14 protein-coding genes are annotated in these 16,999 nt (G+C 44.2%); 11 read left to right on the plus strand and 3 right to left on the minus strand.

Annotated elements, in window-relative coordinates; genetic code table 11:
* The first annotated feature begins 101 nt into the window (after positions 1 to 101).
* Positions 102 to 551: an EVE domain-containing protein gene (locus tag L1070_RS13645; protein WP_070986417.1), complete on the plus strand. Its 450-nt coding sequence runs from the start codon at positions 102 to 104 to the stop codon at positions 549 to 551.
* Here L1070_RS13645 and L1070_RS13650 read toward each other — a convergent pair.
* Together L1070_RS13650 and L1070_RS13655 are read right to left on the minus strand one after the other, a co-directional pair.
* Positions 548 to 769: a hypothetical protein gene (locus tag L1070_RS13650; protein ID WP_070986418.1), complete on the minus strand. Its 222-nt coding sequence runs from the start codon at positions 767 to 769 to the stop codon at positions 548 to 550. The two genes, L1070_RS13645 and L1070_RS13650, sit on opposite strands and share 4 nt — an antisense overlap.
* The gene (locus L1070_RS13655) at positions 766 to 1,830 is read right to left on the minus strand and encodes a potassium channel family protein (RefSeq protein WP_070986419.1); all 1,065 of its coding nucleotides are present in this window, start codon (positions 1,828 to 1,830) and stop codon (positions 766 to 768) included. The genes L1070_RS13650 and L1070_RS13655 overlap by 4 nt, the downstream gene beginning before the upstream one ends.
* Before the next feature lie 209 nt (positions 1,831 to 2,039).
* Here L1070_RS13655 and L1070_RS13660 point away from each other — a divergent pair, with 209 nt between their 5' ends.
* The 5 genes from L1070_RS13660 (at position 2,040) to L1070_RS13680 (ending at position 9,325) form a co-directional block, all read left to right on the plus strand.
* Positions 2,040 to 2,987, plus strand: a complete 948-nt coding sequence (locus tag L1070_RS13660; protein WP_237125923.1) for a chemotaxis protein CheV — start codon at positions 2,040 to 2,042, stop codon at positions 2,985 to 2,987.
* 149 nt (positions 2,988 to 3,136) lie between these two features.
* Positions 3,137 to 5,302, plus strand: a complete 2,166-nt coding sequence (gene uvrD / locus L1070_RS13665; protein ID WP_237125924.1) for a DNA helicase II — start codon at positions 3,137 to 3,139, stop codon at positions 5,300 to 5,302.
* Positions 5,247 to 7,352 carry a GNAT family N-acetyltransferase gene (locus L1070_RS13670; RefSeq protein WP_237125925.1) on the plus strand — a complete coding sequence of 702 codons (2,106 nt, stop codon included), beginning with the start codon at positions 5,247 to 5,249 and terminating at the stop codon, positions 7,350 to 7,352. The genes uvrD and L1070_RS13670 overlap by 56 nt, the downstream gene beginning before the upstream one ends.
* A gap of 43 nt (positions 7,353 to 7,395) precedes the next feature.
* The gene (locus L1070_RS13675; RefSeq protein ID WP_237125926.1) at positions 7,396 to 8,433 is read left to right on the plus strand and encodes an ABC transporter substrate-binding protein; all 1,038 of its coding nucleotides are present in this window, start codon (positions 7,396 to 7,398) and stop codon (positions 8,431 to 8,433) included.
* Between the two features lie 43 nt (positions 8,434 to 8,476).
* On the plus strand, positions 8,477 to 9,325 hold the full coding sequence (locus tag L1070_RS13680; protein ID WP_237125927.1) for a CZB domain-containing protein: 849 nt from the start codon (positions 8,477 to 8,479) through the stop codon (positions 9,323 to 9,325).
* Between the two features lie 55 nt (positions 9,326 to 9,380).
* Here the strand turns inward: L1070_RS13680 and typA are convergent, their stop codons facing one another.
* Positions 9,381 to 11,204 carry a translational GTPase TypA gene (gene typA, locus L1070_RS13685; RefSeq protein ID WP_070986423.1) on the minus strand — a complete coding sequence of 608 codons (1,824 nt, stop codon included), beginning with the start codon at positions 11,202 to 11,204 and terminating at the stop codon, positions 9,381 to 9,383.
* A 541-nt stretch (positions 11,205 to 11,745) separates the two neighbouring features.
* On the opposite strand from typA, the gene glnA reads away from it, so the two are divergent.
* The 5 genes from glnA to L1070_RS13710 all read left to right on the plus strand — a co-directional run bounded on the left by glnA (position 11,746) and on the right by L1070_RS13710 (position 16,972).
* Positions 11,746 to 13,152 carry a glutamate--ammonia ligase gene (gene glnA, locus L1070_RS13690; protein WP_070986424.1) on the plus strand — a complete coding sequence of 469 codons (1,407 nt, stop codon included), beginning with the start codon at positions 11,746 to 11,748 and terminating at the stop codon, positions 13,150 to 13,152.
* 144 nt (positions 13,153 to 13,296) lie between these two features.
* Positions 13,297 to 13,779, plus strand: coding sequence for a DUF4124 domain-containing protein (locus L1070_RS13695; protein ID WP_237125928.1), 483 nt, complete (start codon positions 13,297 to 13,299; stop codon positions 13,777 to 13,779).
* Between the two features lie 65 nt (positions 13,780 to 13,844).
* Positions 13,845 to 14,924 (plus strand): nitrogen regulation protein NR(II), encoded by a 1,080-nt coding sequence (gene glnL / locus L1070_RS13700; RefSeq protein ID WP_237125929.1) that lies wholly within the window; start codon positions 13,845 to 13,847, stop codon positions 14,922 to 14,924.
* Positions 14,924 to 16,318 (plus strand): nitrogen regulation protein NR(I), encoded by a 1,395-nt coding sequence (ntrC, locus tag L1070_RS13705; RefSeq protein WP_237125930.1) that lies wholly within the window; start codon positions 14,924 to 14,926, stop codon positions 16,316 to 16,318. Before glnL ends, ntrC begins: the two co-directional genes overlap by 1 nt.
* Before the next feature lie 195 nt (positions 16,319 to 16,513).
* The gene (locus L1070_RS13710; RefSeq protein WP_070986428.1) at positions 16,514 to 16,972 is read left to right on the plus strand and encodes a cyclic nucleotide-binding domain-containing protein; all 459 of its coding nucleotides are present in this window, start codon (positions 16,514 to 16,516) and stop codon (positions 16,970 to 16,972) included.
* Positions 16,973 to 16,999 lie beyond the last annotated feature (27 nt).

Raw genomic sequence — 16,999 nt, forward strand, 5'->3', positions numbered from 1 at the left:
ATAGTAACCTAAGTGAGTCACTCACCCCCAAGCTATTAGAGAAAATACTTGTAGACTCATCGCATCGTTATTCTTATATTTGCAACAAGATTGGGCGCAACATGGCATATTGGTTATTCAAAACAGAACCCGATACATTTTCTATCGACGATTTAAAATCAGCAGGCGAGCAAGGCACTTTTTGGGAAGGCGTCAGAAACTATCAGGCTCGTAACTTTTTACGAGATAAAGTGCAGCTTAATGACTTAGTGTTTATTTACCACTCTAGCTGTAAGGTGCCTGCCATTGTAGGAATCGCCAAAGTCACTAAAGCTGCACAGCCCGACCCACACCAGTTTGATTCAAACAGTGATTATTTTGATGAAAAGTCGAGCGCCGATAATCCACGCTGGTATGGCGTCACTTTGAAATATGTACAGCACCTTAAGCCAGTTAGTCTCGCTGCAATCAAAGCTAACCCCAATATTGTCGAATTAGCGTTGAAAAAAGCCAGCCGCCTGTCGGTAATGCCCGTGTCTGAACATGAGTGGCAGTTACTAACGCAAGCTTAGTGTCGATGACGTGAACGAGTTCTTTTGTCTTTTTCGACTTGCACACCACCTTTTGGCACGATGGAAAAATACAGTAATAACGTGAGCCATGAAAAAACTATCGTGCCGATTAACCAACCGTTTTTTTCATGGCCTTTTGTGCGTTTACTACCTAAAATGATTGCCAGCGGAATCAAATACCCACACACGGCAATAAATAATAGTATTAGCTCATTCATGACAACCTTTGCCAAGCCACCTCATCAGGTAATACCCGTTCAGCGGCGATGTAGTGTAAAATATCCCCAGCATTGACTAGATAGTCAAGCGGCGGGTTCAAGTCCATATTCTGTGCACTTAAATCATGGGCCACACCCAGTAAAATTGCATCATGCTTTTCTTTAAAATAATGAAATAAAGCGCCAAACTGACAAGTCTTCACACTCGCTGGGAGCTGTAGGCTAAATTGGGTATCGCCATGTAAGGTCGATAACAGCTCTTCTTGCACACGGCTAGAACCTGGGTCCTGCATTGCTCTGACTAGAATTTCCGCAGATTTACTCGCTGAGCACTCCACATTCTGACAATGCGCTCTAAGCAATGCGACTTTGCTTTCATCCACAAAATGCGCACTGATATGCGCCCCTGTTTGTACCATAGGGCTTAGTTTAAGGGCTGTGGTGAAGGTTTGATCATCGTCTTGTCCATCGATGATAATTTTATCGGCAGTACTGATCGCAATACGTGCCAATTCGTCATTATCTGTAAAGCTCGATAACCTCGCAAAATCCACTTCTGAATAACTTAACAAGGGATGTTCAATTTCGTCGACCACTGCCAAAACAATGCGTCTATCCTGCCTTTTGGTATCGGCTAAGATATAGTCGATCATCTTCTTTGTGCGTATTGAGTGCCAACCAAAAATAATAATGTGATTACGTAGGTGGTTAAAGTTTTTATCGCCTGTCATTGCTCTTCTAATCCAAAATGTCATGAACTGACCCGCTTTACCGAGTAAAATACCAAATAAGGCTAGGCCGAACGGAATTTGTACCAATGCCACTATCCAGCGCCCCATACTGGTTGTTGCGCTGAAATCGCCGTAACCGACGGTTGAAGTGGTCACTATGTAGTAATAAATAAAAGTATCAGGCTCAATTAATGCCCGCTCACCCGCATAATTCAGCAACACCCATACAAGTAACAAATGGCAAACAGTGACCGTGATTAACAGCTGCCAGCTCGCTTTGTCAACGTGCGCTCTGAGCAACACCATAAAACGTTTAAAAATTAAAGGCATAATCTAATGCTATCTATTGTCCCATAGTGCCACCTTACTCTATCTCTACAAGCTTGAAAACCTTAAAAAATACGCATTTATGAGCAATAGCACAACGAGTAAAATATTAAATACAAATGTAGACATAGTAGCGAATCATGCAAAGCTCGTATTTTGTCCCAACTTCAGTATACTGGAGTGAGGCAATTGGGAGAAAAAGGTGAAGTAGTATGGGTGGTGTATTAGCTTCTGTTGATCAAAGAACGCAATTAGTAGGCGAAAACCGCTTAGAGCTGTTGCTGTTTCATCTTCATAGCCGTCATTTCTTCGCCCTAAACGTATTTAAAGTTAAAGAGGTGGTAAAACTGCCACACTTAAACATTATGCCCAATGCCCACCCAAAAGTTTGCGGTGTAACAACCATTCGTGGCGAGTCTATTCCCGTTATAGACTTGCGTCGCGCTATTTGCATGCCTGAATGTGACAGGGACGCTGACAGCAATCTGGTGATCACAGAATACAACCGCTCAGTACAGGCTTTTCTGGTCGGCAAGGTTGACCAAATCGTCAATACGACATGGCAAGATATCATGCCAACACCAAGCTCTGTAGGAAAAAACCATTACCTCACGGCATTGACCAAAATCAAACGAGATGGTGTTGAACACATCGTTGAAATCATCGACGTTGAGAAAGTACTGGCTGAAATTGTTGCTTATGATGTGGTGATCCCAGACGACATTCTGGACAAAAGCATTATTGAAGAATTTCAAGGCCGTAAAATTCTTCACGCAGATGACTCTCCAACCGCTCGTCGCCAAGTATCGGATACCCTCGCTCAACTCGGTATAGAAATCATTCCTGCAACGGATGGTCAAGAAGCCTTGAATTTACTCAAGCATTGGGCTGATGAAGGAATTGACGTTAACAAAGAGCTGCTAGCCGTGATCACCGATGCTGAAATGCCAGCAATGGATGGTTATCGACTCACCTACGAAATTCGCAATGACGCACGCTTAAAAGATCTCTACGTCATTTTGAATACGTCACTAAGCGGTAGTTTTAATCAGGCAATGGTTGAAAAAGTAGGGTGTAATGCGTTTTTATCCAAGTTCCAACCTGATTTACTGGTAGAAGAAATTCAAAATAGATTAAAGACAGTGTTAGACCACGAATAACTGTTTATTTATACAGTTTTGTATTCTTTATTTATCTAATTAATTCAAAATGATAGCTTTTATTATGTGAGTTTTTAACCCGTGTAACTGGGCAACGCCCCCCTAACACGGGTATACTTTGCGCTCATTTTACTGAAATAGGCGCGATAATGGACGTTTCTGAATTAATCGATGGCTTAAACGACAAACAACGAGAAGCGGTTGCAGCCCCTCTGAGCAATATGTTGGTTCTGGCAGGCGCTGGCTCAGGAAAAACCCGTGTGCTTGTACATCGCATAGCCTGGTTAATGCAAGTTGAACATGCCTCGCCCTATAGTATTTTTGCCGTAACATTTACCAATAAAGCGGCCAAAGAAATGCGTACGCGCGTTGAAGAAACCTTACGTATGCCCGTCGGTGGCATGTGGATCGGTACATTCCATGGCTTATCTCACCGTATTTTGCGGGCCCATCATCGCGAAGCAAACTTACCTGAAGCGTTTCAGATCCTAGATACCGATGATCAAGTCCGTATGATACGCCGTCTACTCAAAGCGATGAACATTGATGAGAAAAAGTGGCCGCCCAAACAAGTTGCTTGGTATATCAGCGCGCGTAAAGATGAGGGGCAAAGACCCAAAGACATTCAAGCTTATGATGTCAATGAACAACTGCTGCTGCGCGTTTACACAGCTTATCAAGATGCCTGTGACAGAGCAGGCCTAGTCGACTTTGCTGAAATACTGCTGCGCTGCTATGAATTATTACAACAACACCCAACATTATTGAGACACTACCAGCAACGTTTTCGCCATATGCTTGTTGACGAATTTCAAGATACCAACAGTATTCAATATCAGTGGCTAAAACTGCTAGCAGGGCAAGAAAACAATATGATGATTGTTGGCGATGACGATCAGAGTATTTATGGTTGGCGTGGCGCGAAAATCGAAAATATCAAACGTTTCTTAGAAGACTTTTCGGCAGAAACCATTCGCCTTGAGCAAAACTATCGCTCAACGGCCAACATTCTTAAAGCCTCGAATGCGCTAATTCAAAATAACGCCGAGCGAATGGGCAAAAACCTTTGGACCGATGGCAATCAAGGTGAGCCAATTTCGATTTATGCGGCGTTTAATGAACTCGATGAATCTCGCTTTGTGGTCAGTAAAATTCGCACTTGGCTTAATGCCGGAAATGCACTGCAAGACTGTGCAATTTTGTACCGTAATAACGCGCAATCACGGGTGTTAGAAGAAGCTTTGCTGCAAGAGGGCCTTAAATACCGAATTTACGGCGGTATGCGTTTCTTCGAGCGTCAAGAGATCAAAGATGCGTTGGCGTACCTCAGGCTATTGAGTAACCGTCAGGATGACGCTGCTTTTGAGCGGGTGATCAACACACCTGCTAGAGGGATTGGTGACAAAACACTTAGCCATATTCGCGACTGTGCACGTAATGAGTCGATGCCACTTTGGTACGCTGCCAAAGCCGTACTTGAACAAAAGCATTTAGCGGGTAGAGCCGCCACCGCCGTAGCGCGCTTTATTGAGCTTGTTGAGCAACTGGATGACAAAATCACAGAACTGGAACTTTCAGAACAAGCCAAAACAACCATTGAATACTCAGGCTTAATGGCAATGTATCAGGCTGAAAAAGGTGAGAAAGGTCGTGCGCGAGTAGAAAACCTTGAAGAATTGATAAGCGCCTGTGGCCAGTATGAGCCGCCTATTGATGAAGATTTTAGCTCTCCACTGCAGGGCTTTTTGGCCTATACCTCACTAGAGTCGGGCGAAGGCCAAGCACAGGAGCATGAAGACGCAGTGCAAATGATGACCTTACACTCAGCAAAAGGTCTAGAGTTTCCGTTGGTTTTTATGGTGGGCGTTGAAGAAGGTATGTTCCCATCGCAGCAAAGCCACGAAGAGTCTGGTCGCTTGGAGGAAGAAAGGCGCTTATGCTACGTGGGGATGACCCGAGCCATGGATAAACTCTACATCAGCCATGCTGAAAGTCGCCGTTTATACGGACAAGAAAAGCATCATAGCCCTTCTCGCTTCTTACGAGAACTTCCAGAGGAGTGTATCGAAGAGATCCGTATCAAAACCCAAGTATCTCGCCCAGTAAACAGCGGTCGTTTCAGTGCATCCGTTACTCATGCAGCCTTTGAAGACAGTGGCTATAATTTAGGGCAACGTGTATTACATGCAAAGTTTGGAGCGGGCACGGTACTTAATTATGAGGGCAGCGGCGCACAATCTCGTATTCAGGTAAACTTTGATGATGTGGGAAGCAAATGGTTGGTCACCGCCTATGCCCGTTTACAAAGCCTCTGAATTAAAGCCGTTATTTTCCGAGCTGGAAAACAATCAGCACCGTCAGCTATTTTTGATCTGCGGTGCGCACGATTGGGCTGTTGAACAACTTGGTCGGTTATTCCAGTTATCTGAAGATAGCTTGGTGCTATCTAAACACCAAGGGCTAAGTAACGCTTGCTGGCCTGAGCACCTCCATCAAATCTTAGGACAAGAGTTTGAATTAGCCGTCTACGATGGCTATGCGGGCATTAACCCCAATAAATTGGCAGCGCTTAGCGGCACGGTTAAAGCTGGCGGGCTCATGGTATTACTGCTACCTGAATTGGCAGAACTCGCTGATTGGGTGGATCCTAGCGCCGCTACTTGGTGCTCTTTTGGCTATACCGTCACCGATAGTCCTTTTCTAAAACGCTGGCAAAATAGTCTAACCCATGCGGATATATCCTACTGGTCACAAGTTAATGGCCTGCATCTGTCACTAAATGGTCTAATTCGCCACTCACCAGCCACCTATACTCAGCAACAAGAGGTTGTTTCATCTATCGGGCTTAGCTTAGTAAGCAGCACGCCCATGCCCGTACTACTAAGCGCTGATCGAGGTCGTGGAAAGTCCGCAGCACTAGGCTTATTGGCAGCCAGTATGGCGCATAAGCAATTCATCATCTGTGCATTACAATATCGCGCGGTTAAAAATAGCTTTAAGCATTTAGCACAAGCATTAGGGCTAACTTATCAAGGACACGAAAAACAATTAGCCAATCTAAAATTTGTGCCACCAGATCAGTTACTTTCGCAAGATTTAGAGGGACAAGTGTTGTTGATTGATGAAGCGGCGTCAATCCCAGTACCAATATTGATAGCTTTGTCTCGCAAAACCAGTCAGTGCGTGTTTTCAAGCACCATTATTGGCTATGAAGGCAATGGACGTGGTTACACTTTGAGATTTCAAAACTACCTCAAGCAACAGTACCCTAATCATGTTTCACTTATCCTACAACACCCTATTCGCTATCAAGACAACGATCCGTTAGAGCGAGTTATCAATCAACTCTTCGCCCTTGATTGTCGGTACCCTATAGTGGAGCACATTGATCAACCCAGTTTTTGTCAGCTTGATAGAACCACCCTCGCTGATGATGAAGCTTTGTTACAACAAGCCTTTGCACTATTGGTATTGGCTCACTACCAAACAACGGTAAACGACCTGCGCCAGCTTCTAGATAGCCCATCTAATGTTATTTTTGCCATACGCAATCAAAAACAGTTGCTAGGTTTGTGTTTAGTCAATCTAGAAGGACAGCTTCCAGATGAATTACACCGTGATATAGCCGCTGGTGTACGTCGACCTCAAGGCCACCTGTTACCGCAACAACTGTTTTCAGCTCAAGGGGATAACCATTTTCTTAAAGCAAAGTTTGCTCGTGTCGTACGCATCGTCATCACCCCTGAACTCCATCAAAAAGGACTTGGTAGTGACCTGCTGAACTATGCTGAATCACAACTTAGCACTCGGGTTGATTACTTTGGTAGCAGCTTTGGTGCCACTGCACAATTGCTCAACTTTTGGCAGAAAAACAGCTATCAATTAGTTAGATTGGGGTTTAAACAGGATAAGGCGAGCGGTGAATATGCAGCCATGGTTGTGAAAAGTCGCCAACGTAACCACACCCACATTAATGACCTGAGCGCCCATTTTAGAACCAACTTTAGCTATCAATTACTCAATCATTATCAACGTTTACCTTGGCAACTGGTCAAGCAGATCCTCACAGCCATGCCCAATCAGCCAGTCCCTCCCTCCTTGCAGGCCCAACTCAAATTCTTGGCTACTAGAGGGCAAATGCTTGAGCAAGATAGCGCAACAATTTGGCATATACTGCTACTATCTCCCAAGTTATTACTACATATATCAGATATTTCACAACAATTAGGTATTAGACTACTATTACAAAACAATACTAAAGCGTGGCTCGCAAGCGATTTAAATTTAACCTCGAGAAAGCAATTTGATCAAGCTCTCAACACTCTGGTGCATGAACTATATGGACAGCTCACTAAGCTACATTAAGGCTCTATTTGCCCTGCTACTACTGGGGGTTAGCGGAGCGAGTATGTCTGAACAACACACCATTAAGCTTGGCATGTCCATCGCGCTTACAGGGCCAGCTCAAGGCATTGGCAAACAACTGTATGATGGTGCTTTACTCCATTTTAATGCCATCAACAATGAAGGTGGAATTGCGGGCAGACGTATCGAGTTGATAGTCATGGATGATGGCTATGAGCCAAATAGAACCGTCCACAACACACGGCAATTTATCTATACCCATAATGTCGATGTGCTGTTTGGTTTTATGGGTACCCCCACAACCGCTGCAATTCGTCCACTTCTGGAACACAGTAAAGTTCCCTTGCTCATGCCATTTACAGGTGCGGACTTTTTACACCAAGAACCTAAATTCCATGTCTTTAATCTAAGAGCCAGTTATCGTGATGAAGCCAATGAGCACATCAAATTTCTAATAGCCGAAAAAGAGCATCAAAATATCGCTTTGCTCATCCAAGCTGATGAGTTTGGGATCACCGTTGAAAAAAGCCTAACACAAGCACTAGCAAGGCAAGGCCTCAAACCCACCGTTATCTCACGCTTCAAGCGTAACAGCAATGATGTAGAAAAGGCCCATGAACAGATAAAAGAGACCAGTGCCACCGCGGTCATTATGATTGGCACGTACGAGCCCCTTGCCACCTTCATCAGGTTAGCCAATAATGCCAAGCTAGGCCTTGAGTTCACCAGTGTCTCGTTTGTTTCCAGTAAAGAGTTGTTCGCGAGGCTAGAGCCTGGTCAAGCCGTTATGGTCACTGAAGTGGTGCCAGACCCAAATACTTGCCAGGCAAAATTATGTAAACAGTTTCGCCGACGTGTAAAAGCGCACTCTGAGTTGAAGATCGACCATATTCTGTTTGAGGGCTACCTGAATGCGGTAGTTTTTAGTCGTGCTGCCAAACAATGCAAAGCCGACTACTCTCAGCAATGTTTACTCAACAACCTACCTAATGTGTTAGAGCATGATAGTGATTTGAAAACACTTTTTGGACTAACAACTCAACAAAAGAAATTACCTGTGTATCGCTCATATTCACCATAATGTTCTATCCTTAAACAAAACCAATGCGCAAGTTGAGGAAAATATGGATTTAATCAATTTCCGAGTCGGACAAAAAACTATTTCACTGAAGATTCTGGATATTCTGCTCACGGAACGCTATGAAGGAGATTTAACCACTCTGCCCAATGAAAATCCCAGCTTTCTTGGGGTAAAAGATTACATGGGTACACCCACTCCCATTTTCGACTTGGGCATCATTCTCAATAAACGCTCATCTTATGATATTAACAACGCACTGGTTGAATTACTAAAAGAAAGAGAAGAAGAACACAGACAGTGGTTACAAGCACTCGAGCGAAGTGTTATTAAAGGCCAAGACTTTGACAAAGCAAGAGATCCCAAACAATGTACCTTTGGACAGTGGCTTTCTAGTTTTAAAACAGAAAATGAAGACTTAAAAGCCATATTGGGTCGCTTTAAAGAACCTCATGATAGGTTACATGCACTGGCTGATAAGCTACTGACATTATGTGAACAGGATAAAAAGCAACAGGCCATAACAATGTTAGAAAGAGAACGTGCAACTACATACATCAAGTTAATGCGCCTATTTGAATCCGCACGTGAGCAAATTAGCCTAGATCACAAACCCATTATCGTATTTACCACACAAGATGGTCACAAACCACATATCGGATTATTGGTTGACCAAGTGGAAGACAACATTCATTGCGAAGAAGATGAAATAAAGTCCTTGAGTGAAATTACCAATATCGGCTTTGAAATCGACCCGCAAACCAAAAAGATGATGCAAGGGCTCATTAAACGTGGCAGCACCCACAGTGTACTCATTGACCCCAGCTCAATTTTTCGCCCCGAGCACCTTCAAGGGTATGAGCCAGAAGAAACAGAAAGCTATGGACTCTTTTAACAAAGACATAAAAAAACGCCGCTATGTAGCGGCGTTTTTTATTCAACAATCGAAATTAATCTTTTGCTTGACGGCTAGCGCGCTTACGCTCGCTTTCCGTTAGTAACTTCTTACGAATACGAATATTCTCAGGTGTTACTTCAACTAGCTCATCATCATCAATGAACTCAAGTGCTTGCTCAAGTGACATCTTGATAGGTGGCACAAGTGTCTGCGCTTCATCAGTACCTGATGCACGCACGTTCGTTAGCTGCTTGCCTTTAAGTGCGTTAACAGTTAGGTCGTTATCACGGCTATGAATACCGATGATCATCCCTTCGTAAACTTCAACACCGTGACCGATGAACAATTTGCCACGTTCTTGTAGGTTAAATAGTGCGTTAGTTAGAGCCTTACCAGTCGCGTTGGCAATTAATACACCGTTCTTACGTTTACCGATTGAACCACCTTTGTGCGGACCGTAATGATCAAACGTGTGGTACATGAGGCCTGAACCTGATGTCAAGGTCATGAAATCAGTTTGGAAACCGATCAAGCCACGGCTTGGCATGACAAAGTCTAAACGTACACGACCCTTACCATCTGGCGCCATGTCTGTCATCTCAGCCTTACGTAGACCAAGTTGCTCCATGATAGAACCTTGGTGCTCTTCTTGAACGTCAACCGTTACCGTTTCAAACGGTTCTTCTAACTGACCATCTACTTCACGTAGGATTACTTCAGGACGTGATACCGCTAACTCGTAGCCTTCACGACGCATGTTTTCAATCAAAATACCTAAGTGTAATTCACCACGACCAGAAACACGGAAGCTATCAGGGTTATCAGTCTCTTCAACACGTAATGCAACGTTATGTACTAGCTCGTTTTGTAGACGTTCAAGGATGTTACGAGAAGTCACGAATTTACCTTCTTGACCCGCAAACGGTGAAGTATTAACAGAGAAAGTCATGGTTACTGTTGGTTCATCAACAGACAGCGCCGGTAGGGCTTCAACCGCGTTCACATCACATACTGTGTCAGAGATCTTCAGCTCACCTAAGCCTGTGATGGCAATAATGTCACCAGCTTGTGCTTCTTGTGCTTCATGGCGGTCAAGACCTAAGTAAGTTAGTACCTGGCCAACTTTACCATTACGCTTGCTGCCGTCTGCGCCCACAATAGTCACTTGCTGATTTACTTTAACCGTACCACGTTTGATACGACCTACACCGATTACACCAATATATGAGTTGTAATCTAATTGAGAGATCTGCATCTGGAAGCCACCAGCAGGGTCTGCATCTGGTGCAGCAACCTGCTCTACGATTGCTTCAAACATCGGTTGCATGTTGTCAGACGGAGTATCTAAATCAAGTGTTGCCCAGCCATTGATTGCTGATGCATAAATAACTTGGAAATCTAGCTGTTCATCTGTTGCACCTAGGTTGTCAAACAGGTCGAAAACCTGATCCATTACCCAATCAGGACGTGCGCCTGGCTTGTCGATTTTGTTGATAACAACGATAGGCTTTAGTCCCAATGCGAATGCTTTTTGCGTTACGAAACGCGTTTGTGGCATTGGGCCTTCTTGTGCATCAACCAGTAGTAATACTGAGTCAACCATTGACAGAACGCGCTCTACTTCACCACCGAAGTCGGCGTGTCCCGGAGTGTCAACGATATTAATGTGGTAGTCATTCCACTCAATCGCTGTATTTTTAGCTAGGATAGTGATACCGCGCTCTTTCTCGATATCGTTTGAATCCATTACACGTTCTTCGTTACCGCCGCGTGTTTCTAGTGTACCAGATTGCTCTAGTAGCTTATCAACTAGGGTGGTTTTACCGTGGTCTACGTGGGCGATAATCGCGATATTACGTAATTTTTCAATACTCATGTCTATAACTCAGATAATTACTCGAAAGAGTGGGTTAATCCTGTGCACCAAATTGCACAAAACAGTCCATAAAAGTAGACCGCCAGGATTTAAAGTGGCGTATTATCCCCTAATAACGCGGTAGATGAAAGTTTATGCAGCATTATTTTTTAATCACTAAGCATAAATTGTGTACTTTATGGCCGATATTCAGTTTAGCATAGCCTAAATTTAACGTAGCCGAAGCATATAAAGAGGCGTTTAGTACACTAATAAACAGCAACAATAAAACATCAAGATGTAAAAGTGATGACAAGCGTAAACTCTCAACAAATGGACAAGTGTAAGCTGGGAATATAGTCAAGTTGCACTATACTCACCATGCACCAACCCTGTGCATTTATGGATCATTTTGGTGCATAACTACGATACACTCTGGTGCATCAAAACAAGAAACACTTAAGAATCATGAAGTTGAAAAAATGGCACAAATTAAGCTTACAAACAGCGCAATCGCATTAGAATGCAGCAAGCTTAAAAAACCCAACGAGTCGGAGGACACATGTCACAATCGGTTTTAGATTTTATCAAAGAAAATGACGTTAAATTCGTAGATTTACGTTTTACTGATACAAAAGGTAAAGAGCAACACGTTTCTATCCCACATCACCAAGCCGATGAAGACTTCTTCGAAGATGGTAAAATGTTTGATGGTTCTTCAATCGCAGGTTGGAAAGGCATCAACGAATCTGACATGGTATTAATGCCAGATCCTGCATCAGCAAAGCTAGACCCGTTTGCAGAAGAAACAACACTTATCGTTCGCTGTGACGTAGTAGAACCAAACACACACCAAGGCTATGAGCGTGACCCTCGCTCTGTTGCTAAGCGCGCAGAAGAGTACATGCGTTCAACTGGTATTGCTGACACCGTATTGTTCGGTCCAGAACCAGAATTCTTCCTATTTGACGATGTTAAATATAAAACAGATATGTCAGGTTCGATGTATAAAATCGACGCACAAGAAGCATCTTGGAACTCTGATAAAGACTACGAAGGCGGTAACACAGGTCACCGTCCAGGCGTAAAAGGTGGTTATTTCCCTGTTGCTCCTGTTGATTCATCACAAGACTGGCGTTCAGCTACATGTCTAGTACTTGAAGAGCTAGGTCACGTTGTAGAAGCACACCACCATGAAGTAGCAACAGCAGGTCAAAATGAGATCGCAACACGCTTCAACACGATGGTAATTAAGGCTGACGAAATTCAGGAAATGAAGTACGTTATCCATAACATGGCTCACCTATATGGCAAAACAGCAACCTTCATGCCTAAGCCAATCGTAGGTGATAACGGTTCTGGTATGCACTGTCACCAATCTCTTGCTAAAGATGGCAAAAACATCTTCGCTGGCGACAAGTACGGCGGTCTTTCTGAAGATGCTCTTTACTACATCGGTGGTATCATCAAACACGCTAAAGCAATCAACGCATTTGCAAACGCATCTACCAACTCTTATAAGCGTTTGGTACCAGGCTTCGAAGCACCAGTAATGCTTGCTTACTCAGCTCGTAACCGTTCTGCTTCAATCCGTATCCCTGTTGTACCGTCAGAAAAAGCTCGTCGTATCGAAGTACGTTTCCCTGACCCTACAGCTAACCCATACCTTGCGTTCTCAGCAATGCTTATGGCTGGCCTTGACGGCATTAAGAACAAGATCCACCCTGGCGACGCAATGGACAAAGACTTATACGATCTACCTGCTGAAGAAGCAGCAGAGATCCCAACCGTTGCAGCTTCATTAGACGAAGCACTAGCAAGCCTTGACGCTGACCGTGAGTTCTTGACTCAAGGTGGCGTTTTCACTGACGACTTAATCGATGCTTACATCTCACTTAAGTCAAAAGAAGTGGAAAAACTGAACATGACAACTCACCCAGTTGAGTTTGAAATGTACTACAGCGTTTAATCGCGCAATTAAATCATATGTGTTCTCAAGCCCGCTTTAGCGGGCTTTTTTAATGGTAAATCTATCTGTTTCATACTAGAGTATTACCAAACGAGTCGAGAGTAAGAGGCCTGATTAATGATACGGATTTGGTTGGTATGCACTATGATACTAACGTTCTGCGCAACGGCTTCACAACCACAGGTTTACCGCTGGAAAGACGAAAATGGCAACTGGGTATTTTCTGATGTTCCCCGCGCAGGGTCGGAAAAAATCAGTTTAAATAAACCCCTTAGTATGCCAACGACCGATACCTCAATTCTTAAACCCAAAAAAGTGAACAAAGCGGTGCAATACGAGCTGAAAATTTCCTCCCCTGGGCATCAACAAACACTCAGAGAAAACACTGGCACCGTGTATGTAAGCGGACAAGTCAAACCTGTTTTTAGCAAAGGCTTAACCGTACAACTATCACTCAACGGCCAACTCGTTAGTGACAAGCAAACCAACACCACTTTTGCGTTACACAATTTAGAGCGTGGCGAGCACCATTTGGTTATGTATCTGTTTGATGAGCACGGTACGAGAATTGCAACCAGCCCACAAAGTACATTTTATTTGCACAAAACCAGCCGTATCAACCCATAGCCCAATCAAATGGTGCATGTTATAGTGCACCAAATTGGTGCAAGAGATTCTACAGGTGACCCAACATGGTACAAAGTACCCACCCTATGCTGAGTGCCCTATGGCATAACCTATCCACATGCGTGTTAGTGCTAGATAAAGAGTTTGTGATCCATTATGCCAATAACAGCAGCAGTGAGTTATTTGGACTGGGTATTAAACGACTCATCGGCCAGCCGATTAACAACATATTTAGCCATCACCATATTGACTTTGAACGCCTGTCACAATACGCCTTAAATGATGGGGTTGATTGCCAGCAGCACAGGGTAGACGTGGTGTTCGTGGATAATCGAGCTGCCACAATCAACCTGCACGCAAGACGCATCAACCACCAACAACAAACCTTTATTTTACTTGAGTGTCGTCGTATCGATGATGAAGTTCGTTTTGATCAAGCCTCCAACCAAATGCATCAATACCAAGCGGCACGAACACTGATAAGAGGTTTGGCACACGAAATTAAAAATCCTTTAGGTGGAATTAGAGGAGCGGCGCAATTATTGCAGTACGAGACCTGTCAGCAAGAACGCGATCAATGTGCACAGTTGATCATAGAACAAGCGGACAGATTAACCGAGTTAGTGGACAGGCTGCTTGGGCCCAATCAATTGCCCAAAAAAGCGCCGTGCAACATTCACCAAACGCTCGAGTCCGTTATTAAGTTGAGTATGTTGGACAACGCCAGTCAAATAACATTATTAAAAGACTATGACCCAAGCATACCCGATATTGTGATCGACCAAGCGAAAATACAACAAGTTGTGCTAAACATCGTGAGAAATGCTCAACAAGCGCTAGAAAGTGCAGGCACCATCACCTTAACGACGCGGATTAAGCACCGCATGAGGCGTGGTGAGCGCTTGATGAAAAAAGCATTGTTGGTAAAAATTACGGATGATGGACCGGGTATCGCCGAAGAGCTAAAGGATACCTTATTCTATCCCATGATCACCAACAAGGAAGGTGGTTCTGGGTTGGGTTTATCCATTGCACAAACGATTGTTGAGCAACATGGTGGCATGATCGACTGTGACAGCTGGCCCGGACATACAGAATTTAATATTTACTTGCCGTTTGACGACGACGGCACGGGGAGCAAGTAATGAAAACAGTTTGGCTCGTGGATGATGATGCTTCAATCCGCTTTGTTTTAGACAAGGCACTATCTCGCGCAGGGTTTAACACCGAAAGTTTCGCCAACGGCCAAGATGTATTAACAGCCTTGCAATACAGCCAACCCGCTGTGTTGATTTCTGATGTCAGAATGCCGGGCTTAGATGGCATGGCATTGCTAGAAGAGATTGTCACACAATATCCAAGTCTGCCTGTGATCATCATGACCGCGCATTCCGATTTGGACTCCGCTGTAAATGCATTTCAAAAAGGTGCATTCGAATATCTTGCTAAACCCTTCGATTTAAACGAAGCCACATCATTAGTTGAACGAGCCTATCAAGCCAGCCAGCAAGCACGTAAAACCAAACGCCAAACCCAAGAGCAAAAGCACCCAGACATTATTGGTGAAGCGCCTGCTATGCAGGAGGTTTTTAGAGCGATAGGCAAGCTGTCTGCATCTAGCATGAGCGTGTTAATTAATGGCGAATCAGGCACTGGTAAAGAGTTAGTAGCAGGTGCCCTGCACAATCACAGCCCAAGAAAAGAGAAAGAGTTTATTGCGCTCAACATGGCTGCTATTCCAAAAGACTTAGTGGAGTCTGAGCTATTTGGTCATGAAAAAGGGGCGTTTACTGGTGCCGATAGCACACGTAGAGGGCGCTTCGAGCAAGCGAATGGCGGTACCCTCTTTTTAGATGAAATTGGTGATATGCCATTGGATGTGCAAACTCGCTTGCTGCGGGTGCTAGCAGACGGTGAATTTTACCGAGTAGGCGGCCATCAAAGTGTTAAAGTCGATGTGCGTATCATTGCAGCCACGCATCAGGACTTAGAGCAGTTGGTAAAAAAAGGCCAATTTCGAGAAGATTTATTCCATCGTCTCAATGTGGTGCGCTTAAAGCTACCTGCGCTTAGAGAGCGCCCTGAGGACATTGCCAAGCTTGCCCAACACTTTTTAGGTCGCAGTGCTAAAGAGCTGCAAGTGGAATGTAAGGTCCTCAACGACGAGGCTATTGATGTAATGCGGCTATACCACTGGCCCGGTAACGTACGTCAGCTAGAAAACACCTGTAGATGGCTGACCGTGATGGCACCAGGTGATTTGATTGGTCCACACGACTTACCTGATGAACTCAACAATCAGGCCGTCACCGATGAGGCAACAGGCGACTGGTTAGATGCATTTCAACAATGGTTAAATCAAGAGCTCAAACAAGGTAAGGAAAACATTTGGCCAGCGGTACAGGCTCAACTAGAGGTGCGCCTGATCAAAACCGCACTCAGTGCCTGTCATGGACACAAACAAGACGCTGCGCTCAAGATAGGATGGGGGCGCAACACCTTGACTAGAAAGCTCAAAGAAAGAAATATTCAGGAGTAAGGCTCGATAGGCTGGTACCTTTGTGCCAGTCTAAGCACTCACCTTTTGAAGCCTTCACGCACTACCCCATGCGGTTCTCAGTCACAGACGGGATCTGCCAGCGGTTATCCTTAGTATCAACTCCATAAAATTTCATTGACCCTATTTGCAAAAGCCGCCACTATTTAGTGATAAACCATAAGGCGACTGAAACCAATGAAATTACTTGAAAATGTGCCTCTTATAAAACAATTAGAGATCATTAATCGGCTCGATTTTTTCAAAGACTTTAGCATTGCCGAGCGACAAATATTATTGGAGTCTTTTGGTCGGCTTTACTTGGTGAACGCCAACCGCCACGCCTTCAAACGCTTTGAGCTTGATAATCGCCTATTCATTGTACTCAGTGGAGAGCTGGTGATTTTTAAAAGTAGTCAGCTTCATGAGCTAGGTCGGATCAGGCCTGGGGAGTTTATCGGTGAAGGGGCTTTTATTTGTCATCGCGAGCACTCCACCAGTGCAAAAGCCGTTAAAGACAGTATTTTACTGGCCATCACACCCGATGCCATGACCCGCCTCCCCTCTGTAATAAGAGAAAAAGTCAAAGACCAAATTATTGAAGGGATGAGTGTTAGAATTAACACTCTCAGCAGCTTTATTGAAGATAATATGTGATAAAGCAAAATATTAGGCAATTTTCGC

Origin of the sequence: Pseudoalteromonas sp. MMG022 (assembly GCF_021654245.1) — a bacterium.
GTDB lineage: Bacteria > Pseudomonadota > Gammaproteobacteria > Enterobacterales > Alteromonadaceae > Pseudoalteromonas > Pseudoalteromonas amylolytica.